This window comes from Nostoc sp. 'Peltigera membranacea cyanobiont' 210A (genome assembly GCF_002246015.1).
GTDB lineage: Bacteria > Cyanobacteriota > Cyanobacteriia > Cyanobacteriales > Nostocaceae > Nostoc.
Genome location: NZ_NOLJ01000001.1, coordinates 249,892 through 271,616 on the forward strand (window position 1 = coordinate 249,892; position 21,725 = coordinate 271,616).

At 42.6% G+C, this 21,725-nt stretch carries 21 protein-coding genes; 9 read left to right on the forward strand and 12 right to left on the reverse strand.

Annotation, left to right across the window (positions count from 1 at the left end):
* Positions 1-234 (reverse strand): hypothetical protein, encoded by a 234-nt coding sequence (locus CDG76_RS01015; protein WP_094347256.1) that lies wholly within the window; start codon positions 232-234, stop codon positions 1-3.
* Between the two features lie 396 nt (positions 235-630).
* Between CDG76_RS01015 and CDG76_RS01020 the strand changes: the two genes are divergently transcribed.
* Positions 631-2,316 carry a SulP family inorganic anion transporter gene (locus CDG76_RS01020; protein ID WP_094347257.1) on the forward strand — a complete coding sequence of 562 codons (1,686 nt, stop codon included), beginning with the start codon at positions 631-633 and terminating at the stop codon, positions 2,314-2,316.
* Between the two features lie 254 nt (positions 2,317-2,570).
* Here CDG76_RS01020 and CDG76_RS01025 read toward each other — a convergent pair whose 3' ends face one another.
* Together CDG76_RS01025 and CDG76_RS01030 are read right to left on the reverse strand one after the other, a co-directional pair.
* The gene (locus tag CDG76_RS01025) at positions 2,571-3,236 is read right to left on the reverse strand and encodes a pentapeptide repeat-containing protein (RefSeq protein WP_094347258.1); all 666 of its coding nucleotides are present in this window, start codon (positions 3,234-3,236) and stop codon (positions 2,571-2,573) included.
* 242 nt (positions 3,237-3,478) lie between these two features.
* The gene (locus CDG76_RS01030) at positions 3,479-4,153 is read right to left on the reverse strand and encodes a cadmium resistance transporter (protein WP_094347259.1); all 675 of its coding nucleotides are present in this window, start codon (positions 4,151-4,153) and stop codon (positions 3,479-3,481) included.
* An 80-nt stretch (positions 4,154-4,233) separates the two neighbouring features.
* Here CDG76_RS01030 and CDG76_RS36920 point away from each other — a divergent pair, with 80 nt between their 5' ends.
* Entirely contained in the window at positions 4,234-4,371 is a 138-nt protein-coding gene (locus CDG76_RS36920) for a hypothetical protein (protein WP_190240721.1), read from the forward strand.
* Positions 4,372-4,724: 353 nt separating this feature from the next.
* Positions 4,725-5,141 (forward strand): cyclic nucleotide-binding domain-containing protein, encoded by a 417-nt coding sequence (locus CDG76_RS01035; RefSeq protein ID WP_094347260.1) that lies wholly within the window; start codon positions 4,725-4,727, stop codon positions 5,139-5,141.
* A gap of 149 nt (positions 5,142-5,290) precedes the next feature.
* Here CDG76_RS01035 and psb35 read toward each other — a convergent pair whose 3' ends face one another.
* From psb35 to CDG76_RS01060, 4 genes are all read right to left on the reverse strand, one after another.
* Entirely contained in the window at positions 5,291-5,518 is a 228-nt protein-coding gene (gene psb35, locus CDG76_RS01040; RefSeq protein WP_094347261.1) for a photosystem II assembly protein Psb35, read from the reverse strand.
* Between the two features lie 327 nt (positions 5,519-5,845).
* The gene (locus CDG76_RS01050) at positions 5,846-6,886 is read right to left on the reverse strand and encodes a D-alanine--D-alanine ligase family protein (protein ID WP_223265092.1); all 1,041 of its coding nucleotides are present in this window, start codon (positions 6,884-6,886) and stop codon (positions 5,846-5,848) included.
* 40 nt (positions 6,887-6,926) lie between these two features.
* Positions 6,927-7,373, reverse strand: coding sequence for an SET domain-containing protein (locus CDG76_RS01055; protein WP_223265093.1), 447 nt, complete (start codon positions 7,371-7,373; stop codon positions 6,927-6,929).
* A 182-nt stretch (positions 7,374-7,555) separates the two neighbouring features.
* Entirely contained in the window at positions 7,556-8,716 is a 1,161-nt protein-coding gene (locus CDG76_RS01060) for a KamA family radical SAM protein (protein WP_094347265.1), read from the reverse strand.
* Positions 8,717-9,746: 1,030 nt separating this feature from the next.
* Between CDG76_RS01060 and recA the strand changes: the two genes are divergently transcribed.
* Positions 9,747-10,826, forward strand: a complete 1,080-nt coding sequence (recA, locus tag CDG76_RS01065; protein WP_094347266.1) for a recombinase RecA — start codon at positions 9,747-9,749, stop codon at positions 10,824-10,826.
* 496 nt (positions 10,827-11,322) lie between these two features.
* Positions 11,323-11,646, forward strand: a complete 324-nt coding sequence (locus CDG76_RS01070) for a thioredoxin family protein (protein WP_094347267.1) — start codon at positions 11,323-11,325, stop codon at positions 11,644-11,646.
* On the opposite strand, the gene CDG76_RS01075 is transcribed toward CDG76_RS01070, so the two are convergent.
* On the reverse strand, positions 11,633-11,866 hold the full coding sequence (locus tag CDG76_RS01075) for a hypothetical protein (RefSeq protein WP_094347268.1): 234 nt from the start codon (positions 11,864-11,866) through the stop codon (positions 11,633-11,635). The two genes, CDG76_RS01070 and CDG76_RS01075, sit on opposite strands and share 14 nt — an antisense overlap.
* Before the next feature lie 104 nt (positions 11,867-11,970).
* Complete coding sequence (locus CDG76_RS01080; RefSeq protein WP_094347269.1) at positions 11,971-13,821, reverse strand: S8 family peptidase; 1,851 nt, start codon at positions 13,819-13,821, stop codon at positions 11,971-11,973.
* A 119-nt stretch (positions 13,822-13,940) separates the two neighbouring features.
* Here CDG76_RS01080 and CDG76_RS01085 point away from each other — a divergent pair, with 119 nt between their 5' ends.
* Positions 13,941-14,375, forward strand: a complete 435-nt coding sequence (locus tag CDG76_RS01085) for a hypothetical protein (protein WP_094347270.1) — start codon at positions 13,941-13,943, stop codon at positions 14,373-14,375.
* A gap of 325 nt (positions 14,376-14,700) precedes the next feature.
* Here the strand turns inward: CDG76_RS01085 and CDG76_RS35710 are convergent, their stop codons facing one another.
* Positions 14,701-17,586 (reverse strand): choice-of-anchor D domain-containing protein, encoded by a 2,886-nt coding sequence (locus CDG76_RS35710; protein ID WP_143854001.1) that lies wholly within the window; start codon positions 17,584-17,586, stop codon positions 14,701-14,703.
* A 260-nt stretch (positions 17,587-17,846) separates the two neighbouring features.
* A complete protein-coding gene (locus tag CDG76_RS01095) occupies positions 17,847-18,134 on the reverse strand; it encodes a hypothetical protein (RefSeq protein WP_143854002.1) in 288 nt (95 codons plus the stop codon).
* Between the two features lie 425 nt (positions 18,135-18,559).
* On the opposite strand from CDG76_RS01095, the gene thiD reads away from it, so the two are divergent.
* The 3 genes from thiD (at position 18,560) to CDG76_RS01110 (ending at position 20,890) form a co-directional block, all read left to right on the forward strand.
* A complete protein-coding gene (gene thiD / locus CDG76_RS01100) occupies positions 18,560-19,393 on the forward strand; it encodes a bifunctional hydroxymethylpyrimidine kinase/phosphomethylpyrimidine kinase (protein WP_094347272.1) in 834 nt (277 codons plus the stop codon).
* Positions 19,394-19,570: 177 nt separating this feature from the next.
* On the forward strand, positions 19,571-20,179 hold the full coding sequence (locus CDG76_RS01105) for a hypothetical protein (protein WP_094347273.1): 609 nt from the start codon (positions 19,571-19,573) through the stop codon (positions 20,177-20,179).
* Between the two features lie 372 nt (positions 20,180-20,551).
* Entirely contained in the window at positions 20,552-20,890 is a 339-nt protein-coding gene (locus CDG76_RS01110) for a P-II family nitrogen regulator (protein WP_012410794.1), read from the forward strand.
* Positions 20,891-21,043: 153 nt separating this feature from the next.
* Here the strand turns inward: CDG76_RS01110 and rdgB are convergent, their stop codons facing one another.
* Complete coding sequence (rdgB, locus tag CDG76_RS01115; RefSeq protein WP_094347274.1) at positions 21,044-21,622, reverse strand: RdgB/HAM1 family non-canonical purine NTP pyrophosphatase; 579 nt, start codon at positions 21,620-21,622, stop codon at positions 21,044-21,046.
* Positions 21,623-21,725 lie beyond the last annotated feature (103 nt).

Consider the following 21,725-nt stretch of genomic DNA (forward strand, 5'->3'; position numbering starts at 1 on the left):
CTATGACCAGTCTAAACCGTCTTCGGTATCTCCATGAAATTCAGTAATTTTAAAATCGTTTTCTGTTGATTCTTTATTCCCAGAAAACATACCAAACCGCATTATCTGCTTTTGGATTTGATATTTTTCTGGTTCTAAAAAAGTTACAATTACACGGCTTTCTGATACATCAGATGGTAATTCTGAAAGTTGTATATTACCGTTTTTATACACTCCTTCAATCGATTGCAACATTAGTATTTACCAAATTTGTACTCATATAAATTATAAAGTTAATACTAAAAATAGGCTTATTTGTTTAAAAACATCAAATTTTTGGGCTGTACTGGCGCTAGCTACTGTGCGTTACTTTCTCATATTCGAGCTTATCTGCCAAAACACGCAGAGCTTTAAACCTACCAGCCGGCGCCCTGTTAAAGAACTCTGTAGCGATCGCATACCACACAATACATACTATATCCATTATGTCAAGCAAGCCTCCACTTTTATTAATCAGCAAATAGGCTAACTTGAACCAAAACCCATACGCAATCGGGGAATTATCAACAACCCTGATGAAATCTACAGAAAAGATGGAATAACATTTGTGTGTGCTTCAAAAAATTGTGTATAAGAGTTGAAAATGACGATATGGCAACATCTGATATCCTCAAAGAACCATTGCTTTTGCGCTTGAGTCGCTTGTTTGGTGGACTGCGTGGCGATTTGACGGGAGGACTAACAGCAGCAGTGGTAGCATTGCCTTTGGCTTTAGCCTTTGCGGTGGCCAGTGGCGTGGAACCAAAGGCGGGACTTTACACCGCAATTGTGGCGGGAATTGTCGCCGCAATTTTTGGTGGTTCGTCAGTACAGATTACAGGGCCAACAGGTGCAATGGCTGTGGTTTTGGTGGGAATTGTCGCCAAGTACGGCCTTGAGAAAGTTTGGATTGCTGGGGTAATGGCTGGGATTATCCAGATTGCCTTGGGGGTTGCCAAACTTGGACAGTTAGTAAAGTTTATTCCCTATCCGGTGACAGCAGGTTTTACCAATGGTATTGCCGTTATTATTTTTTGTGGTCAGTTAAATAATTTCTTTGGTTTAAAATTACCACGTAGCGAACATTTTTTGCCTGGACTGTGGCAAAGTCTAACTCATGTGGAAGCTCTAAATTGGGCAGCAGTTGCCTTGGCACTGGTGGTGATTGCAACTAATGTTTTATGGCCCAGGATTAATACAACAATACCAGGTTCTTTAGTGGGACTGGTGTTAGCAACTGCGATCGCTTCTGCTTTCCATTTGAATGTACCAACAATTGGCACGATTCCTCAATCTTTACCGATGCCTCAAGGTATTCCCCACTGGAATGATTTTAGTGTGATTCGAGAACTAATTAATCCAGCTTTAGCTTTAGCTGCACTGGGGAGTATTGAATCGTTGCTATCGGCGGTGGTGGCTGATGGGATGACAGTCAGCGAGAAACATAATAGCGATCGCGAATTAATTGGTCAAGGTTTGGCTAATATGATTGTGCCATTTTTTGGGGGCATCCCCGCCACAGGTGCGATCGCTAGAACTGCTGTGAATGTCCGTTCTGGCGGTAAAACCCGACTATCTGGGGTAATTCACGGCGTGGCCTTAGCCATCATCGTTTTAACTTTAGCACCCCTAGCAGCACAGATTCCTTTAGCAGCACTTGCTGGGATTCTGATGGTAGTTAGCCTGCGGATGATTGAGTGGGAAGCCATTGGTTTATTAATGCGTGCTACCTACTCCGACTTTGCGGTGATGATTCTCACTTGGCTAGTGACAATCTTGTTTGACTTAGTTCTTGCTGTCGAAGTGGGATTGATTGCAGCCGGAGCCTTATTCATCAAACGGATGAGCGATTTAAGCCTAGTTAAAATACCTGAAACTGAAGTATTTCCCCCTGGTACTCCTTTGGAATTAGGTAAAGAAATTGCCGTTTATCGGGTAGATGGCCCCGTATTTTTTGGTGCTGCTGAACGGTTTGCTACCTTCCTCCGCGATGAACCGGAAGTGAAGTATTTAATTCTGCGGTTGCGGTTTGTGCCAAATATGGACACAACTGGATTAGTCGCCTTAGAAGATATTTATCATGACTTGGAACGGCACAATTGCCGATTAATTCTCACAGGTTTACAACCCGAAGTCCAACAACTACTAGAACGTACGGGATTGTTAAATACAATTGGGTTATCAAATTGTTTTGAAACAACCACAGAGGCGATTTGCTCTATCTCTCCTCAGATTGCATGTTCTCAACCTGTAGCAGCTGATTTGAAAACAAAAGAATTGCTGGAATTAATTGACTGAAAATATTTTGCCATTAAGAGGATGTTTGAAAAGTCGCAAAATATCCTAGAAAGCCCTCTCGAAACCTCTTTCCCTCTGAGAAGACGCTTTGATGTTACCAAAAAAACTTTTTAAACATCCTCTCTATTTCTCCTCTCTCTGCGTTCTCTGCGTCTAAGTTTATTACGAATTACCCATTAATTAAAGCCTGTATTCATTGCTGAATCAGGCTTTTGATATTTTTTATTCAACTCGCACGGAGAACTTCAGTTTAATTACTGAATAGCGAATCCTTCCGGTCTGATTGCATCTTCCAAATCAACGCCCATCAGGTTAGCTCCCTGGATGTTTGCATTTGTGAGATTTGTATCTTCCAAATCTGCGTTTTGTAGGTTAGCGGCTTGCAGATTTGCTCCCAAGAGGTTGGCTTTCTCTAAGTCTGCATCAAAAAGGTTTGCTCCCACCAAGTTTGCTCCCCAAAGGTTTACCTTGCCTAAATCTGCTCCTTGAAAGTTAGCCCCTTGTAAGTTTGTTTGCTGCAAGTTAGCTCTTTCTAAGTCTGCATTTTGTAAGTTAGCACCTTCCAAGTTTGCTGCTTGCAGGTTGGTGTCCTTTAACATTGCCCCAGCGAGGTTACAGCCGACACATTCATTGGTTTGTAATAAATGTCTAACGTTGTCTGCTACAGACACTATTGGCGATATCGGTGATATGACTGGTGCTGTCACAGGCTCCATTGGCGATATCGGTGATATGACTGGTGCTGTTACAGACTCCATTGGTAATTCAACTGGAGCTAGTTCAGATTCCGTAGGTACGGATGGAGCTAGTGTTTGCGCTCTAGCGCTGGGCTGGATAAGCAGAGTAAATCCCGCTACAACTACTAGAAACACTGCTTTGACGAGCCACTGAGTTAATTTTTTAGAGTTTGATTGATTCATTAGTTCCTTCATAATCTGATTCCTATTAGTGGGCTTGCTTTTATAAGAGCCATCGATAATGTGCTTTATTCTCACTTTAGATAAGTTGATTGATAAGAGCAAATATTATTGTTATTCATATTGATAAATTCAAGTGATTAATAAATCTTTTTGGATGGGAAAAGATCGCTGATTTGTTTGCTTACATCATCAAGAATTGCGATCACGTGGAGCATCCACTGGAGGGGGCGATCGCCTCATACTTAGTTCCCAAGTATTGCCAGACTAGGTAAAAGTCGATATGTTTCACTTTTAATTAAGATAGAGAGTCCCAAGTAAATTAAGACGAAGGGGAAGATTTTCCGACCGTAGCGAGTTAAAACGGGAGCCATGAGAGGATTACGAGTCAGGTTGTAAGAGAGGAAACACCACACCCCAACAGTGAAATAGCAAACACAGAGAATTACACCCAAACTTGGAAGATTGCTACTGGCAAACAACGGTACATAAATTCCAATATTGTTTCCTCCATTGGCAATGGTGACACTGGAAACGCGGTAGGTTTGCGGATCGCGGATGGTTGCTAATAGTGATTTCTTCTGGCGTACAGATTTTGCCGGAGAGGTGAAGTCAACTGATACAGCTTGTACTGTCTCTCCCTCTTCTTCTCGACTGATGAGATTACTGATACCAATGGCGACGGGAAGCAAACCCAGCAAACCAATCCAGGTGGTTGGAATAATCAGACCACCGAAAAAACCAGGGAGACTAGCAAACACTAAGGCTGTAAATCCCAGAAATTCACCGATCACAATATGCTTAGGACGAAAGCTGCGATTGACTTTCCCGAAGAAAGCTGTCAAATATAAGTTGTCGTCAAAGGTAGTTGCAAAAGCGACAGAGATTCCAATCAAGAATGTACTAATTAGCCAACTCATAATTCTTACTCACAGTAATTCAATGCTGTTTGTCTTAGTCCTTCTCTGCTTCTCGATGTGAGGGCAGGTTAGGAGATTTTATGACTGTTTTTTTAACGACAACCGATCGATATTCGTTATTTAATCAGCCAATAACCCAATTTTTAGAGGTGATGCCTACGGCGGTAAACTACGCCTCCAATCAAATTGGTGATTTTTTTCTCAGCAAGGTACCTTGAGAGCTCATGGAGTCAATATTATGACTTTCAACGAAATAAGATCAAATACTCTTGTTTGTTAAAAGGATAAATAAAAGTGATTGAGAACTGTACTATAAGTGACAAAAACACTTCCGGCTAAACCGCATAGGGAAAAGTAGCAGTTCGTCATACCGAATACTGAGTTAGTATCTGAGAAGTTTAGGCGCGTAGTTTACCGCCGTAGGCATCGCTCTTATTGCAGAGAACCCTTATTCAGATGGTAAAGCCTCAGATATCCTTGACGGCTAGCATTCAACATCGGTAATATGACTAATCGCCCTCTGACTTCAGTTTTGAGATGTTCCGTAATGTTGGACTTTTAACTTGTAATTATGCTAACCAGTGTTGACCGTTTATTATTTGTCCGGCGAGTCCCGATTTTTAAGGAATTGCGGGATGATTTTATTGTACGGCTCACTTCAGTGATGAACGAATTGTCATTCCCAGCTAATTACACCATCTTTCGACAGGGAGAAGAAGGGCGATCGCTCTATATTGTGGTGTCAGGTCGAGTTAAAGTTCACATTGGAAACAAACAACTTGCAGAAGTGGAACAGGGAAAATACTTTGGTGAGATGGCAGTATTTGATACTCAACCTCGCTCCGCCACTGCCACAACTCTGGAACCTTGTGAATTTTTAGAACTGACGCAAGAGCAATTGTATGATGCGATTGAAGAAACTCCCGAAATTGCGGTGAATATCATTCGTGAGTTATCCCGTCTGATTCGCAGATTGAACGATATATGAATGTAACTTCTTTGCGGAGTTAATACACAATTGTAGAGACGTAGCAGTGCTACGTCTCTACAAGGGTTCTGGATAATGTAAAATTTGGTTCAAAATAAATCAAAACTGCTGTAAGTTTGATTATTAAACTCAGCACTCATCACTGCTTATTACTTAGGTTCACCCAGACCTGGAGTTTCTTCTTTATCAACTTTAGGCACAAAATCAGGACGTTCTTTGCTTTCCCAACCTGCGGGGCGTTTCGAGTTGTACCAAGCTATTGACCCAATGGTGACAGCAGCAATAAAACCAACGACATACACCAAGGTAAAAGCAACAGGAAAATGAGGGGCAGCATCTATAGCTGGTGCTGCTGTTTGCATAAATATTAAATTCATGAGTATATTCTCCACAGTTAGGTAACAGTATTTAACACACTATAAGATGAGCGTATCACCTAACATCCCTCTGTAGTTTAGTTTGAGCAACTTCATATTGCATAAAAAAGGGCAGAGGGGAGGGGGAAGTAACTGACCCGGATTTCTCACGCATAGTGTAGGCAGAGGAGTGTGGGGAGTGTGGGGAGTGTGGGGAGTGTGGGGAGTGTGGGAGGTGTGGGAGGTGTGGGAGGTGNCCTCCCACACCTCCCACACCTCCCACACCTCCCACACCTCCCACACCTCCCACACCTCCCACACCTGTCAGCCTGCCCCCCTGCCTTTTGTTCAGCATTTATATCTTTGCCATGCAGACTCGACTATTTGAGCAATGATTTCTGTGTATGTCACACCACCCAAACGTCCCATCATTGGCAAGTCTGAGCGGATATGATCTAGCCCTGGCAATGGGTTAACCTCCATAAACTGTAATACACCACTAGCATCGCAGCGCAGATCCACGCGGGCAGCATCACGGCAACCAAGAGTATGGTAAGCATCCAGCGCCAATTGCTTTGCCTGTGCTGCCAGTGGTTCAGGATCTATGAGTAAACGATAAGATACCCGTTCTAGATACTCATCCTTGTTGAGGGTGGTATAGGCGAAGGCTTCTGCTTGTCCTGTAAAAATTACTTCCATCACACCTACTACCCGTGAGTTGCTACCGTTGCCAACAATGCCTACTGTTACTTCTCTACCAGGAAGAAAGGTTTCTACGAGTATTGGTTGCTGAAAAAGTTCGTGTAACGCTTGATAAGTATTTACTAGTTCCTCGCGTTCTTTGACAAGAGAACGACCAGTTACCCCTTTAGAACTGCCCTCTGCCATAGGCTTAAGGAAAAGTGGCATTGGCAGCGACACAGCTGCTGCTTCTGCGGTAGTATTCACGACCTCAAAGGAGGCTGTCGGCAAACCGCGATCGCGCACTACTCTCTTAGCTAGAGCTTTGTCTAACGTCAGGGCACAGGTAAGCGGATCGGAAAAAGTGTAAGGTTGAGCGAATAATTCGCAGATTGCCGGAACTTGAGCTTCACGAGAACGACCCTTTAAACCCTCAGCAATATTGAAAATCAAATCCCAGCGATCGCCTTTTACCAAGCGTCCAGCAAGTTCTCTACCATTGCCAACACGTTCAACCTGATGATCTAACTGAAATAGTGCAGTTTCCAGACCGATGATAGTTTCTTCATCGTCGAACTCCATCACCTCAGAGGCACTAAAACCAGCCTTAAGGTAGTCTGCCTTCAAGTCATAACACAGACCAATGAATAATCCCATAGCCCAATAATTTCCAGTGAGAAAGCTTTCTCTGTTAGCTTTAATGTCCAAATCAAATATCTTAAATTAAGGAATTCCGATTATTAAATCCTTAATTAAGTGAAAATATCTCATCAACAACATCAAACCATATAGGAGATTTATCATCAGGAGAACCGTTATAGTTGGCAGTAATTTCTTCTCCCGCTTCTATATCTCGGTAGGCAATCAGATCCAATTCTCGGTCGGCAAATTTTTTCACATAATAACTATTGGGATGGTAAGAATGGTTGATCAAAGAAGATAAACCTAGAGCGATCGCCGCAGCTTTATCTTCCCAATCGTAGTAATAGTTGCCCAAAATTGTTTTATCTAGGAATTCAACCTGTTCTGCGGGTATAACAACAACTGGCACTCTCTCAATGAGTTCTCCTTTCAAAAAGCGCTTCTGTGCGAAGACACCTCGACCTTTTAGGTTTGTATTACCAACAATCAACATTCCAACTAATCTCCTGCTATTACTTAGTTTTTTGCTTTGCCAAGAACTCAATAGAAACATTCCAATCGGCTCTTTTAGATGATGGCGATCGACTCGTGTACAAATATATAGTGTTATATCAAGGTGTTATATCAAGTCCGGTTAATCACTTATAATTACCGCATCTGTGCAAAAATCGAAAAAGCCTCTTTCCCCAGCAAGAACTACGATCTATAATGATAAGTCTTTAGCCGGACACGATATTACCCCTGCTCGACTGGATCTGTATAGGTGTACGTCTTACCTGCCCAATTTTGCACTGTAGCTGTACCATTCTCATAAGCAACTAGAGTCTCGGCTTGAATTGGGACTTTGCCACCACCACCAGGGGCATCAATTACATAAGTTGGTACAGCGTAGCCAGTAGTATGACCACGTAATTTAGAGATTAAATCAAGCCCAGTTTGCACACTTGTTCGCAGATGTGCAGTGCCAACAACTGGATCGCATTGATAAAGATAATAAGGTCGCACACGCAGCTTGAGAAGACCGTGAAACAGATTCTTCAGGGCTTTTTCAGAATCATTCACACCTTTTAACAGCACAGTTTGGCTGCCTAGAGGAATGCCGCCATCAGCGAGGCGATCGCAAGCTTGTGCGACTTCTGGGGTCAGTTCCCGCACATGACAAAAGTGCAAAGATAGCCATACACGGTGTTTACGTAGCAAGGCAACTAGTTCCGGTGTAATTCGCTGCGGTAAAAAACTCGGCACACGAGAACCAATGCGGATAAATTCAATATGCTTAATGGCACGCAGCCGCCTAAGCAAATTGTCTAAAGGTTCATCAGCCATCAATAGAGGATCGCCACCGGAAATTAGCACATCACGGATCTCGGTGTGTTCCTCCAGGTAAGCAGCGATCGCATCCAACCGCCGCGTTACTGGGTACATCTCACCTTGGCTCACCAAACGAGAGCGAGTGCAGTAACGACAATAAGCAGCGCAACTATCTAGGGCAAGCAGCAACACTCGGTCAGGATAGCGGTGTACAAGTCCTGGTACTGGAGTGTCGCCATCCTCACCGCATGGATCTACCATGTCTGCTGGGCTAACTATTAGTTCTTCTTGCCGTGGTATCACTTGTAACCGTAATGGACAAAGCGGATCTTCTGCATCAAGTAGTGATGCAAAGTATGGAGTTACGGCTACAGCAAACTTCTCTGGTGCAATTAAAAGTCCCTGTTCTTCGGTAGCACTAAGCCTTAATAACTTCTGAAAGTGTTCCAGCTTAGTCAACCGATGCCGCATTTGCCAGCGCCAATCGTTCCAGCGTTCCTGGTTGTAAGTCTCTCCCAAAATCTGACAAATTTCTTCACACCGAATATCAGTTACTAGAGGATCTAGAGTAGTGTTTTTGATCATGATTTAGAACTAAATTAAACTAAGAATAATAAACCAATCAAAGGTTAGTAGAGTGCGACGCAAATACCAGCTACCATCTCAATTAAGCATACAAGTAAGTAGGAGCAATTCATGAATTACCCCTACTCAAGTCCCTTGTTAAAGGTAAGCAAATTTCTGTCACAGTGTATTAGTATGTTTACTTAGATTTTAGGTAAAATAAAAAATCTACTTCAAGGTTCATGATAAGTATTTTCCTATACGGGAAATACTTATGCTGTGATAATAGCGATCGCTCTTACAGTGTCTTTGTTACCTTGAGGCAATCGGCTTTCCGTGTTGTTGTGTCGTATTAATACATACACCAATGTCGCATATTTAATTATGTAAGGATTTTTTGGGGTGCGATCGCACGCTGCATCTGCTCAAAGTATTGTGTGAATTTGAGCGATGTCTGAAAATCCTCCAGAAATCCCAATAATAGAAGCAGTTCTAGCAATGAGTAATAAAGGCTGAGAAACTCGCCACGAGGAAATTACTCATCTTTCTGAAAAAATCTCAGCCAGCAAGTAAGGAAGCGCATCGTGCAGAATAGACTCAGATGTTGAGCCTACTTTACTTAACAATTCGTTAAATTCTGCCAGCTAACTTTACTAAACTTATCGATGTCGGGGACTACTACGGTTTATGTTGTGAGTAAGCAAAATTCAACAGTTTAATGATTGATCGCGCCACGTTGTCGTAAGCATTTATCTCTCCAAAATCAAGCAGTCTAACTATGTACACTGCGTCAGGTCAGTTGTTTAGGTAATTTTTTCTTTGAAAACCCTTGCTTACCCAGCCAAAAAAAGCTATCTCTGAATGCAAGTTGGTATCATTGTGCAAAACTACCCTAATCTGGTAGCGATCGAGTTACGATCTTGTCACACCCCTTTTTTGATTTGAGAAGTCCTATTCCAGAATTTTCTGGTTAAAATAGTATATCTGTTCTACTCAAACTCCGACACAAACACTCCTTAAAACCATATATTAAGAGGCATTAGAGACAGGAATGGCTATCAACACCGATACTTCTGGCAAGCAAAAAGCACTGACTATGGTGCTCAACCAGATTGAGCGCAGCTTTGGTAAAGGAGCAATCATGCGCCTGGGCGATGCTACCCGGATGCGGGTGGAAACAATTTCTAGTGGGGCGCTTACCCTAGATTTAGCATTGGGTGGTGGTTTACCCAAAGGTCGGGTAATTGAAATTTATGGGCCGGAAAGTTCTGGTAAAACTACAGTAGCGCTACACGCCCTCGCCGAAGTGCAAAGAAATGGCGGTATTGCTGCCTTTGTTGATGCAGAACACGCCCTTGATCCTACTTATGCTGCGGCATTGGGTGTAGATATTGATAATTTGCTGATTTCCCAACCTGACACTGGCGAATCAGCTTTGGAAATTGTCGATCAGCTTGTGCGCTCTGCTGCGGTTGATATTGTAGTCATTGACTCAGTAGCAGCACTGGTGCCCCGCGCTGAAATTGAAGGCGATATGGGTGACACCCATGTGGGACTGCAAGCGCGGTTAATGAGCCAAGCCCTACGTAAAATTACTGGGAATATTGGTAAATCTGGTTGTACAGTAATTTTCATCAATCAGTTGCGGCAAAAAATCGGTGTTACTTACGGTAGCCCAGAAACTACTACTGGTGGTAACGCATTGAAGTTTTACGCTTCGGTGCGTTTGGATATTCGTCGGATTCAAACCTTGAAAAAAGGTACAGATGAATATGGTAATCGCGTTAAAGTCAAAGTCGCCAAAAATAAAGTAGCGCCGCCTTTTAGAATAGCGGAATTTGACATTATTTTTGGTAAAGGTATTTCTACCTTGGGTTGTATTGTTGACTTAGCAGAAGAAACTGGCATCATTGTCCGCAAAGGAGCTTGGTATAGTTACAACGGCGATAATATCTCTCAAGGACGAGACAACGCCATTAAGTATCTAGAAGAAAAGCCGGAATTTGCTGAAGAAATTAAGAAACTGGTGCGTGAAAAGTTAGATAAAGGCGCTGTTGTTTCTGCTAACTCTGTAGCTAAAGCCAGTGAAGAAGATGAAGAGGAAGAAGTCGATTTAGAGCCAGAAGAATAAAAAATGTGGATTTATTAATCTGCAATTGCTAATAGATGGTGCGTTACCAAGATAGATAACGCACCTTATTTTTTCTAAAAATCTCGATTTTAGTATGTTGAATGCAAGCCTAAATCCAGACAGTGAATACCTTTGGAGTGATAAACACATCCTACTTGATATTTTGGCGTAGTGGCGTAGCAAGACTAAAATGTTGCAAAAAAATTAATTGTAGGTTGGGGAGCCACTGCGTTGCGCGGGTTCTCCGCGTTGTAGCAAGTGGCGTTGGAGGCTTTGCCAAAGCCTACATCCTGATATATGTTGGGTTGCGCTCCGCTCCACCCAACAAAAGTCTAATGCACAATTTTTTTGCTTGCCATGCCACTAGAAGCAGAGAAGAAGGAAAAATGTTGAATTAGGGTTTCAGCCTAAAGTTGACACTAATGGCCAGCTATATGGTAATATTTCATAGCATTATGCTAAAAAACTTTGCCTAAAATCAAAGAGTAGCCAACCCATGAGTTTAGCTGTAATTAAGTTCTCTTCAGAAGAGTGCGGCATCTGCCACAAAATGTCTTTTTATGACAAAAAGGTGGCTGAAGAACTGGGTTTAGAGTTTATCGATGTAAAGATGCAAGATACGACTGCTTACCGCAAGTATCGCAAGATTTTATTAACTCAATATCCCGATAAATCAGAAATGGGATGGCCTACTTACATCCTTTGCAATTCTCCAGAAGGGGAATTTCAGATTGTGGGTGAGGTAAAAGGAGGTCATCCCAAAGGGGAGTTTAGAAGCCGTCTGCAAGAGGTTCTGGATTCCACAGCTAATCAGAACTAATTGCCTCAAAAGATTTAACTTCTAGGACAGGGCCAATCATGGCAGTAGTCATGATATCTTCGCGCACCTGTCCTTTAACTTTTGCTTTTTGTCCGGCTTTGAGTAAGTCTTTGTCAGCCCCTCTGAGGATTTCGTAAGTAACACCCTCTTCTGTGACTAACGCCCATGCGCCTGTACCAATATCACGGCGTTCGACTGTACCTGTAAGTGTAATGCTCATAACAGTGCTGAGTGCTGAGTGGGGAGTAGGGAATTAGGAGAGACGCGATTAATCGCGTCTCTACAAGAGTTAGGAGTTATAAAAATTGATTTTCCATTCTCAATTTACGCAATTTTTTCTTCATTTTTCAATGCTAAACGAACAAGTCCATAACAGACTAGGGCATTAGCAATGAGGAAGAAGCGTGCTAAGTTACCAGTTCCTAATCCCCAAACTGCGGGATCGAAAAACGCACTTGTAGTTAAGCACGCTGCTATACCTAAAGTTGAACCAATGGCAAACCATTTCCAACTAGGATGTCCCAGCAGCAATGCCATTAACACAATGGGAATCAATACGCTGGCAAATAGGGGATTCAACGCATCAGTTCCCTGGAGGGTATTACCTAGTTCGGGAATTGAACTGCCCAAAACCCGGAAAGGCCATTGGGGAAGATCAAAAATATAGATTCCCTTGAGGAAGAATAACCCAGAACTGCCGGCAATTAGTCCACTGGATAAAGACCAACTCCAAGTGAAGGGGAAGTAAACGCGTAAAAACCAAGCTAGCAGATAGGAACCAACTACCATTAAAATCTTGGGTAAGAGCGCGATCGCACCACCATCAATCCAAAAGCCGGGGTTAAGATAGCCGCTATCCCGTAACCATCGGAAGAAATCTGGAAAACTGATTTGTCCGCTAAAGGCTAGTTTGACTGCTGCTTCTGCATTGAGTTGTCCAGCGCCATAATAGTTCAAACCATCATCCTGAATAACTCGTGCCGACTGCTTGAGGACTTTTAACACTTCATCTGGTTCTTTGATGCCAGCAGCTTTGATTAATGCCGCAACACCAGCAACGTGGGGAGAAGCCATGCTTGTACCCTGGAAGCCTAGAAATACCCCTTCACCCTTTTCATCGATAGTTTCTTGGAGAATCTTACCAGCTTCACTACCACCGGGAGCAGAGATATCTACCCCAGCACCAAAGTTAGAATAGGGCGCTCTTTCGCCATCTGGGCCAATTGCCGAAACGCCGATTACGTAGGGATAGCGGGCTGGATAGCTTGCTCCGTTGGTGTTTTCATTTCCGGCTGCGGCGATGATAACTACACCTTTTCTATGGGCATACTCGATCGCTTGTTTCATCAACTGGCTTTCACCAGTACCACCCAAGCTCATATTAATCACATCTGCGCCTTTATCAGCAGCAAATTTAATCGCTTCGGCAATATCGGCAACAGTACCACCGCCATAAGAACTGAGTACCTTCAGCGGCATCAGGCTGGCTTCGTAGGCAATTCCTGCGACGCCATATTTGTTATTGGTGGCTTGGGCAATAGTTCCGGCAACATGAGTACCGTGGCCGTTATCGTCTGTGGCTTCTTCTCGGTCGTTAACAAAATCGTAGCCCTTGACGAATTTTGTCTCATATAAGTCGCGAACCTTGGTAATCCCGGTGTCAATGACTGCGACTGTGATACCACTGCCTTTAGTTTGACTCCATGCGCCTTCAATACCGATTTTGTGCAAGTTCCACTGCTTGCTGTAATATTGGTCATTGGGGCCAGTTAATGAAGGACTTGCTTCTTCATCTTCTTGGGGTGTTAAAAATTCACCTAGCCAAGCGGTTTTACCTGGTTGGGGAATCTTGTTGTAGATATAGTTTGGTTCAATGAATTCTGTCGCTTGGGCAAACTGAGATTTTTTCAGTTCTTGCAGCCGTTGCCGATCGCCCTTGATAATATACACATTATCTTTTTTGGAAAACTTGTTGTCTAATTGGGGTGTAACGTTGTATTGTTTGGCGATCGCTTGCAAATCCTGTTCGACCACAGATGATGGAATATCTTCCCGAAAATCAAGCAAAATCGTCTCAAACTCTCCTTTAACTGCCAATCCCTGGAAATTCAGGAAACCAAATATGGCAGCTCCCAGCCCAATGACAAACAAGCACCATAATATAAGTTTTCTCATATTAACTCATCACCGCTTTTTGCCAGTTTGCTCATACCATAACTTATCTGCGCCCCTTGTTGGTAGATTTTGCACTTTTAGTTACAAGTTTCACTCAAAACTGAGGATTTTTTTTAACAATGGAACGTGGTCTTTTGTGGTTGCCGCTGTTAGTAATGTTTTTCTGGTTGGCTTGGCAAGGCTCGAAGGAGTATCAAAAAGTCGAAGCCTATCGCACTTGGGCAGAGCAATTTGAACGGGCCAAGTATGATATTTATGCTGTATTAGGTCAAAAAGAAAACAATATCACTTGGGGAAAACCCACACCTCAAGGGCCTATTAAACTAGAAACATTCTCCTTGCTTGATATCAAACAAATCCAGCTTTTAGTAGATAAAAAATCAGTAGATGTAAACAATCCACCGGAGAAAGGTCGTTCTATAGAATTAGAATTTCTATTTTCCGAATCTACTAACTCAGTGCGGGTGCCATTTACAGAAATCCCTTTGGCAGCAGAATGGGGGAAGTTTTTGCAGGGGCTGTTACAAGACTTGCGATCGCAACCACAGCAGTAGCTATATTAAAACTATAAGTTCCAAATAATCCGGCTATTTCTGGTCAAAAAGTTAGATCGCTAGTGGTGATATTATTCATGGGCAACGACGTTTTTATTGGAAAGATGTTTTTTGGAATGGCTTTTACTTAACTACCATTTATTAAACATCTCCATAAATTAAATATAGGTTATCCAAAACCCTTATAGAGACGTAGCCGTGCTACATCTCTACATTCTTTTTCACCAGATGTTGCGCCCCTATGGGTATGCTCTATTTAATTGAAAGCCGCCTTAAAACTCGATTCATCTTTGGATTACACTTCCACTCACTTGACCCGACCCAGCTATGCTTGAATGATGAAGTCAGAGGCAGTAAGATTGGGCGCACCAGTAAGTTGCGCAAATTGACCACCACTGCCGAAACCAGCAACACTACCATTTTGATTGTAAAGTAACTGCCCAGTCATCTGGTCGTAAACAATTACAGCATTGCTAAGTGCCCCTAAACTGCTGATTTGAAAATCACTGGCATTACTAAAACCCGTTCCTACACCAGAAGTAATAGCAGTAAATGTAGTCTTATCGAGTCTAATCTTATCACCACTAGAGCGATTGAAGTCAGCGATAGTATCAATACCCACAACCGTACTATTAAAGATGGAATTGGTGTCGTAGAGGAAAGAGTCAGCACCGATACCACCCACAAGAGTATCATTGCCTTGTCCACCAATGAGAAGATCGTTACCATTACCACCCCGCAGCAGGTCGTCACCACCGCTGCCATTGATAGTATCATTACCCCCTTGACCATTAATCACATCATTGGAACTGTAAAAACCGCTGATGTTATTGTTCAAGTCATTGAGGAAAGTAACAGTGTTTGCTGTAGAAATATACGTTTGAGTGGAGTTGGCAGCAATCACATCAAAGCTTTTGGTAACATTGGCTTCTCCGTCAAATATGATATTGCCGATGGCAGGTCTTGTTGTCGATGCGGCTAAGTTATCTAGGTTTTCTAACTTAAAATTTTGCAGAGTGACTTTGGTATTAGCCACATTTCCAAAGCTGACTTCTAAATTACTGCCATTTTGAGTTAATTGCAGATTTCTCGCAGTCAATTCAGTCCCAATAAATTGCAAGGTGTCTATCTTGGCAACCACCGCAGCCGAAGGGTTTGAACTAGTACCTACACCACCAAAGTCAGTGATGCTGTAATTGCCATCGCCTCGTTGGATAATAAAGGTGTCATTGGAGTTAGTGCCATTGAGAACTTGAATTTCCGGGACAGGAGCAGGTCTGACTGTGCCACTAATGGCAAAGTCAAAGGGGCTTTCATTAATATCGTTGTTGTTTAAACTGAAGCTGCCACTATAGCTGCCGGATGTAGTGGGGTTGAGTGCCACCGATATGGTAGTAGAAGCATTAACAGCCACGCTCGTTGGAAGAGTTCCGACCAAACTAAATCCGTCTGGAAGTTTAAGACTACTCAGCTTGAGTGCGCCTGTACCGGTGTTCTTGATGGTAAAGGTTTTGGTCAAGGTGTCACCAACAGTCGTTTCACCAAAGTTAATGGCGGTGGTGTTGCCATCTGTAATGTCAACAGTGCCATTGAGAACTTGAATTTCCGGGGTACTAACTGTGCCACTAATGGCAAAGTCAAAGGTGCTTTCATTAATATCGTTGTTGTTAAAACTGAGGCTGCCACTATAGATGCCGGGTGTAGCGGGGTTGAGTGCCACCACTATATTGGTGGAAGCATTGACAGCCAGACTCGTTGGAAGAGTTCCGACCAAACTAAATCCGTCGGGAAGTTGAAGATTACTTAGGTTGAGTACAGCTATACCAGTGTTCTTGATAGTAAAGGTTTTGCTCAAGGCTTCACCAACAAGGGTCTCGCCAAAGTTAATAGCGGTGTTGCCATCAATAATATTAACTGTGCCATTCAGAACTTGAATTTCTGGGGTTTTGCTAGAGCTACGGGGAGCTTCGTATGCACCAATATCAATGACTATACTGCCATTCCCATCACCATCCTGAGGAGTCTTCTTAGTGATGCTATTGAAGGCATTAGAACCACCATCAATCGCAACACTTTCAGGTTTAAGTGCAAAGTTCTTTTTGTCTGCATCAACAAATAGAGGATCTTGACCCAAAAGATTCTGTAACCCTGTAGCATTTAAATTATCTGAAGCTTGGAATAGGTTCGAGTTATAAACAAGATTGCGGTCGAAGGTTACATTTGTGGCATACTTAATACTGTTAGCTTTTTGATTATCGCTTGCATACAATATGTTGTTGTAGGCACGTACATTTTCTGAGTAAAGAACACCAATCTCTCCAGCACCTGTAAGAACTCGACCATTTTGGTAAGCCGTGTTGTTGATAATATCAACGTTGGTAGCTTTGAAAACTTCAATGCCTCCACCTCCATTGTTGTAAGTGATGTTATTTGCAATTAATGCCTTACCTGTATAGGCCACATTATCTTTGCTGACATTGGTAGTATCAAGCATAATCCCATGTCCCTCGGTGATTTTGTCAGTGCCTCCTGCTTTCCACGGAACTAAACTTTGGTTATCGTAGACAATGTTGTCTCGAAAAATCATTCTGTAGTCAGTGGTATTGTTATCAAAATTAAAACTGTGAAGAGAGGTTATTCCCTGATTGCCGTGAGCCGAATACCAAGCGTTCCCAGACACAATGTTTTTCTCAACAGTTATATAGTCTGAATTACTGAATGCTATGCCTCCGCCTGGAAAGTTACGGATTGTGTTACCAGTGATGACAATATGATGGGGATTAGTACCACCGACACCCTCGGCGTTTTTCCATGCATTAACAGCAATCCCATTACTATTGGTCAAGGGGTTATTAAGGTTATCCTTCTCTTGTAAAGCATATTCGAGAGTGATGTTTTCCCGATTGCCTTCTATATCAAGTCCTTCAATCCGCACGTAGGATGAACTCAATATATTAATGCCACTTCCCGTTGTTGTGATCGTAGGCGTAGCCCCTGGATAAGCTTTTATTGTTGTCCAGTTATCTGGTGAGCCATTTAAGTTAAAAAGCGTAACCCCTTTCATTTGATAATTTCCATTCATGACGTAGAGCGTGTCACCTGCTTTCATCTCATACACGGCTCTACCCAAATTGAGAAATGCAGAATCTTTATTTAAGCCATTATTTTTATCACTGCCTGTTGCAGAAACGTAGTATGTTGTGCCAGCCATTTGTTTACTCCAAATATGTGTAAGGAAAATTGGTAGTACAATTTCAGCAACTTTATTTAGTTGCTAAGTAGTTATTTGAATGATTCATCTATCTGCACTGTTAAAGACAGTCACAGTTATCCGAGCGCGACTTAAAATCGCGTCGATTATAGAAACGCTGTTGTAAACCTGAAAATTTTTTCTCCTGTCAACCCTTGATGGTTAAACTAGGAATATCGATACCGTCAATCGTCAGAGTTTTGTTGAGAGTAATTGGACGATTAACACGTAGATGCTTCTACTCCAGATTTGTCGTCAGATATCCTCTTAGTAAGGCTGTATGGAGTTGAATTGAATCGTATCTTTAGCAGCCGTGTAGGCGTAGTCCGCACTTCTCTACGTTCGCGCAGCGTGTCGTAGACAGACGCTGCGCGTAGCTTGCTTCCACGTTCGCGGAGCGTGCCGTAGGCAAGTGGTACGACAAGCTCAGTGACCATCGTAGACATCGCTGCTCTTTTAAAACCAGCTTTAGCATCTGCTATATTCGATAAAACGATCGTATTTGGCATAGTCATTCCTCTGAACTTTATGCGTTGTTTTAGGTCAGGGGGTTGCCAAATCTGCATGGTAAAATTCACCCTTAACTGATAACTGGGGACTTAAAGTTAAAGCGATCAAAGTGAAATTGGTTGAAACTTTAGTTAGGTTGACCCTTGAACTTAAGGGGACTAATGTAACAACTTAGTTGAACCTGTTTTAAGCGGTGTAACTGAGCATTGTGAACTTAGTTAAAACTAACCTTTACAAATAGCACTTGATATCAGTGAATGCCCGGAATGTGGTAAGTTTTTTTACAACAAAATCAAAAAAACTATGGAGGCGTCTGGTGGAGTCAGTCATGGAAATCGGGCAGGAGAGAAGAGGGTTTTAGCCTAGTTCATCAATCTTTGAGATAGTTTGGTTTGATAACGCCAACTTACTTAATCTTCATAATATGAACACTGAAGTAAACTCCAGAATACCTGTTGCTTTAACCATTGCTGGTTCAGATAGCGGTGGTGGTGCCGGAATTCAAGCTGATTTACGTACCTTTGCTTTTCACTGTGTCCACGGTACTAGTGCTATAACCTGCGTCACGGCACAAAACACTCTAGGAGTGAAGAGAGTTGACGCTATGCCAACAGAGGCTGTTGTGGCGCAAATTCAGGCAGTAGTTGAGGATATTGGCGTACAAGCTGCCAAAACTGGAATGTTGCTTAATCAGGAAATCATCTTTGCTGTTGCCCAGCAAGTGGAAGCTTTACAAATCAATAATCTAGTAGTCGATCCAGTAATGGTGTCACGCACGGGAGCACAATTGATTGATGATGATGCTGTAAAGACTCTGTGCCATGCCTTGATTCCCAAAGCAGTTATGATTACGCCTAATCGCTATGAAGCCCAGATTTTGAGCGGTTTACAAATTAATTCTTTAGAGGATATGCAAGCCGCTGCTGAAATTATTCACAAGACTTTAAAGACGAAGGTTGTTTTAGTCAAAGGCGGAGGTATGCAGGGAGATTTGCGTGGCGTTGATATTTGGTTTGATGGGGACAAATTGGAAGTTTTGACTTGCCAGCAAGTAGAGACAAAAAATACCCACGGTACTGGTTGTACACTATCGGCTGCGATCGCTGCTAATCTAGCTAAAGGAAAAGATTTGTGGCACGCAGTGCAACAGGCAAAGGAATATGTGACTACCGCACTCACTTACGCCCTAGATATTGGCGAAGGGCAAGGCCCTGTGGGACACTTCTTCCCATTGTGGGGACTAGGGACTAGGGACTAGGGACTGGGGACTGGGGACTAGGGAAAAGTTTTCTTAATACCCAATCCCCAATACCTCATAAAAAATCTTTGCCCTTTCGGTATTTTTCTATTATTCTTGGGCATAGTTTCAGGGGTGACTATCTCTGTTAGCATCTCTGTACGATCTAATTACTTTGATTTTTAATACCAAGCCCCGATGCGAACAACCATAGGTTCTGTTCACAGAAATTCGCCAACACCGAGTACTCAAGCCTACCCTCCCTCTGTACCACTATCTGTATACAGGGAATTGTCAACAGAGTTGCAAGCAGCACAGGCGAGGCTAAATGCACTCACCACCCAAAATCAGCAACTACTACAAGAAAATCAACTATTACGCCAAGAAATTACCAAAGTCGTTGAGTCTTTTTCTCGTTTGCAAAATTTTGTGGATTCCCATGCTACAGCTAATTATCCCCAAGCTAACCAAGCTTCTGGTGACGTTAAAAGTACTGCTAAACAGCCAGTAACACAACCGCGTTCACCTCAGCAGGTTTCTCGTTCGCGTCCATCTGTTGTGTCCAAACAACCAGCTAAAAAAAGCCGCCACCAAGACTTTTCTGCACCTGTAATGGAAATGAATTTTCCGGTATCAGAACCAGTTTTTATAGAAGAGCAACAAGTCAGTTACTATTCCACTACTGAGCCAGATGTCAAGGGACTCAATGGCTGGTGGTTAATTATTACCATCTTGTTAATCATGCTGACTGCCTTTAGTGCTGGATATTTCGTTGTGCGTCCCTTGTTTGAACATCAGAAACGTTAGTTGACATTCCCACATTCAGCAGCAGTAGCAGCAGCAGTAGCAGGCTTTCGGGCGACCGTATAATTTGGCTGCAATCACTCTCTAAATATCCAAACAAATCTGCTAAATGGTGGAAACGATCTATTTTTAGGTTATAAAAGCTACATAAAATGCTAAATTGACAGCAACTTCTCTATGTTAGAACCTCAAAGATTATCCAATTAATAAATCCTTGCCGCTTTTTATGTCATAAACCCTCAAGTAAAGCACTTACACTTTAAAAAAGTTGTAATTATTACATATTTTTTAGGAAAAGCACCGCTAGTTACAGCTTCAGACAGCGGATCTGGTTAGATATATAAACGAAGCTAGTAGAAGTCAGGAGTAAAGAAGATGAAAAAAGTAGAAGCTATTATCCGCCCATTTAAGCTAGATGAGGTGAAAATTGCTTTAGTTAACGCTGGTATTGTTGGCATGACTGTTTCTGAAGTCCGGGGGTTCGGACGGCAGAAAGGTCAAACTGAACGGTATCGTGGTTCTGAGTACACCGTTGAGTTTCTGCAAAAACTCAAAGTGGAAATCGTAGTTGACGACAATCAGGTTGATATGGTGGTAGACAAAATTATTGCTGCTGCCCGCACTGGTGAAATCGGCGATGGTAAAATTTTCATCTCGCCTGTTGAGCAAGTGATTCGGATTCGCACTGGCGAAAAGAACACAGAAGCAGTTTAAAAAAGTTAGGAGTTAAGAGTTAAAAGTTATGAGTTGTGAGTCACGAATAATGAATCAAGATTTAGCATAATTCATAAAATCCTAACTCTTGTACAGACGCGATTAATCGCGTCTCTCCTAACTCTTGCATAGACGCGATTAATCGCGTCTCTCTTAATTCTTCACTCTCTCTAGTTGCGGAAGTAAAGCTGTAAAAGCCTTGCCTCGATGGCTAATTGACCTCTTCAACTCCCGTGTCATTTCAGCAAAGGTCAATTGCAGTTCTTGCACATAAAAAATTGGATCGTAGCCGAAACCACTATCACCACGGGGTGTATGGAGAATTTCGCCGCGACAAACACCTTCAGATTCTAATACGATCGCACCATCGGGACGAGCGATCGCTACTGCACAGACAAATTGAGCTTGCCGATTTACCTCGTTGCCTAATTCGCTCAATATCCTAGCAATGCGTTCTGAGTCGGTTTTGGCGTAACGTGCAGAATAAACTCCTGGTGCGCCATTTAGAGCATCTACTTGCAAACCTGAATCATCAGCAATTGCCCAGTTTCCCGTAGCTTTAGCAATTTGTGACGCTTTTAGACAAGCGTTGGCGGCAAAAGTTTCGCCCGTCTCTTCAATTTCCAACTCTTCAGGTTTGAGGGTTAATTCCCAACCAGAATTTTCCAGGTAAGCCTGCATTTCCCGCAGCTTACCTGGATTTCCTGTGGCTACTACAAGTAATTTAGTCATTAGTCATTGGTCATTGGTCATTGGTCATATCATGTCCGCATAATTAGTTATGATTCCCACAGTCATTACACCCCACCCCCAACCCCTCCCCGCCTGCGGGGAG

What these genes read in the sequence shown, in the direction of transcription:
- CDG76_RS01015 (WP_094347256.1), bottom strand. Translation starts at nt 234, where the DNA reads ATGTTGCAATCGATTGAAGGAGTGTATAAAAACGGTAATATACAACTT.
- CDG76_RS01020 (WP_094347257.1), top strand. Translation starts at nt 631, where the DNA reads ATGGCAACATCTGATATCCTCAAAGAACCATTGCTTTTGCGCTTGAGT.
- CDG76_RS01025 (WP_094347258.1), bottom strand. Translation starts at nt 3,236, where the DNA reads ATGAATCAATCAAACTCTAAAAAATTAACTCAGTGGCTCGTCAAAGCA.
- CDG76_RS01030 (WP_094347259.1), bottom strand. Translation starts at nt 4,153, where the DNA reads ATGAGTTGGCTAATTAGTACATTCTTGATTGGAATCTCTGTCGCTTTT.
- CDG76_RS36920 (WP_190240721.1), top strand. Translation starts at nt 4,234, where the DNA reads ATGACTGTTTTTTTAACGACAACCGATCGATATTCGTTATTTAATCAG.
- CDG76_RS01035 (WP_094347260.1), top strand. Translation starts at nt 4,725, where the DNA reads ATGCTAACCAGTGTTGACCGTTTATTATTTGTCCGGCGAGTCCCGATT.
- psb35 (WP_094347261.1), bottom strand. Translation starts at nt 5,518, where the DNA reads ATGAATTTAATATTTATGCAAACAGCAGCACCAGCTATAGATGCTGCC.
- CDG76_RS01055 (WP_223265093.1), bottom strand. Translation starts at nt 7,373, where the DNA reads ATGTTTCTATTGAGTTCTTGGCAAAGCAAAAAACTAAGTAATAGCAGG.
- CDG76_RS01060 (WP_094347265.1), bottom strand. Translation starts at nt 8,716, where the DNA reads ATGATCAAAAACACTACTCTAGATCCTCTAGTAACTGATATTCGGTGT.
- recA (WP_094347266.1), top strand. Translation starts at nt 9,747, where the DNA reads ATGGCTATCAACACCGATACTTCTGGCAAGCAAAAAGCACTGACTATG.
- CDG76_RS01070 (WP_094347267.1), top strand. Translation starts at nt 11,323, where the DNA reads ATGAGTTTAGCTGTAATTAAGTTCTCTTCAGAAGAGTGCGGCATCTGC.
- CDG76_RS01075 (WP_094347268.1), bottom strand. Translation starts at nt 11,866, where the DNA reads ATGAGCATTACACTTACAGGTACAGTCGAACGCCGTGATATTGGTACA.
- CDG76_RS01080 (WP_094347269.1), bottom strand. Translation starts at nt 13,821, where the DNA reads ATGAGAAAACTTATATTATGGTGCTTGTTTGTCATTGGGCTGGGAGCT.
- CDG76_RS01085 (WP_094347270.1), top strand. Translation starts at nt 13,941, where the DNA reads ATGGAACGTGGTCTTTTGTGGTTGCCGCTGTTAGTAATGTTTTTCTGG.
- CDG76_RS35710 (WP_143854001.1), bottom strand. Translation starts at nt 17,586, where the DNA reads ATGGCTGGCACAACATACTACGTTTCTGCAACAGGCAGTGATAAAAAT.
- CDG76_RS01095 (WP_143854002.1), bottom strand. Translation starts at nt 18,134, where the DNA reads ATGCCAAATACGATCGTTTTATCGAATATAGCAGATGCTAAAGCTGGT.
- thiD (WP_094347272.1), top strand. Translation starts at nt 18,560, where the DNA reads ATGAACACTGAAGTAAACTCCAGAATACCTGTTGCTTTAACCATTGCT.
- CDG76_RS01105 (WP_094347273.1), top strand. Translation starts at nt 19,571, where the DNA reads ATGCGAACAACCATAGGTTCTGTTCACAGAAATTCGCCAACACCGAGT.
- CDG76_RS01110 (WP_012410794.1), top strand. Translation starts at nt 20,552, where the DNA reads ATGAAAAAAGTAGAAGCTATTATCCGCCCATTTAAGCTAGATGAGGTG.
- rdgB (WP_094347274.1), bottom strand. Translation starts at nt 21,622, where the DNA reads ATGACTAAATTACTTGTAGTAGCCACAGGAAATCCAGGTAAGCTGCGG.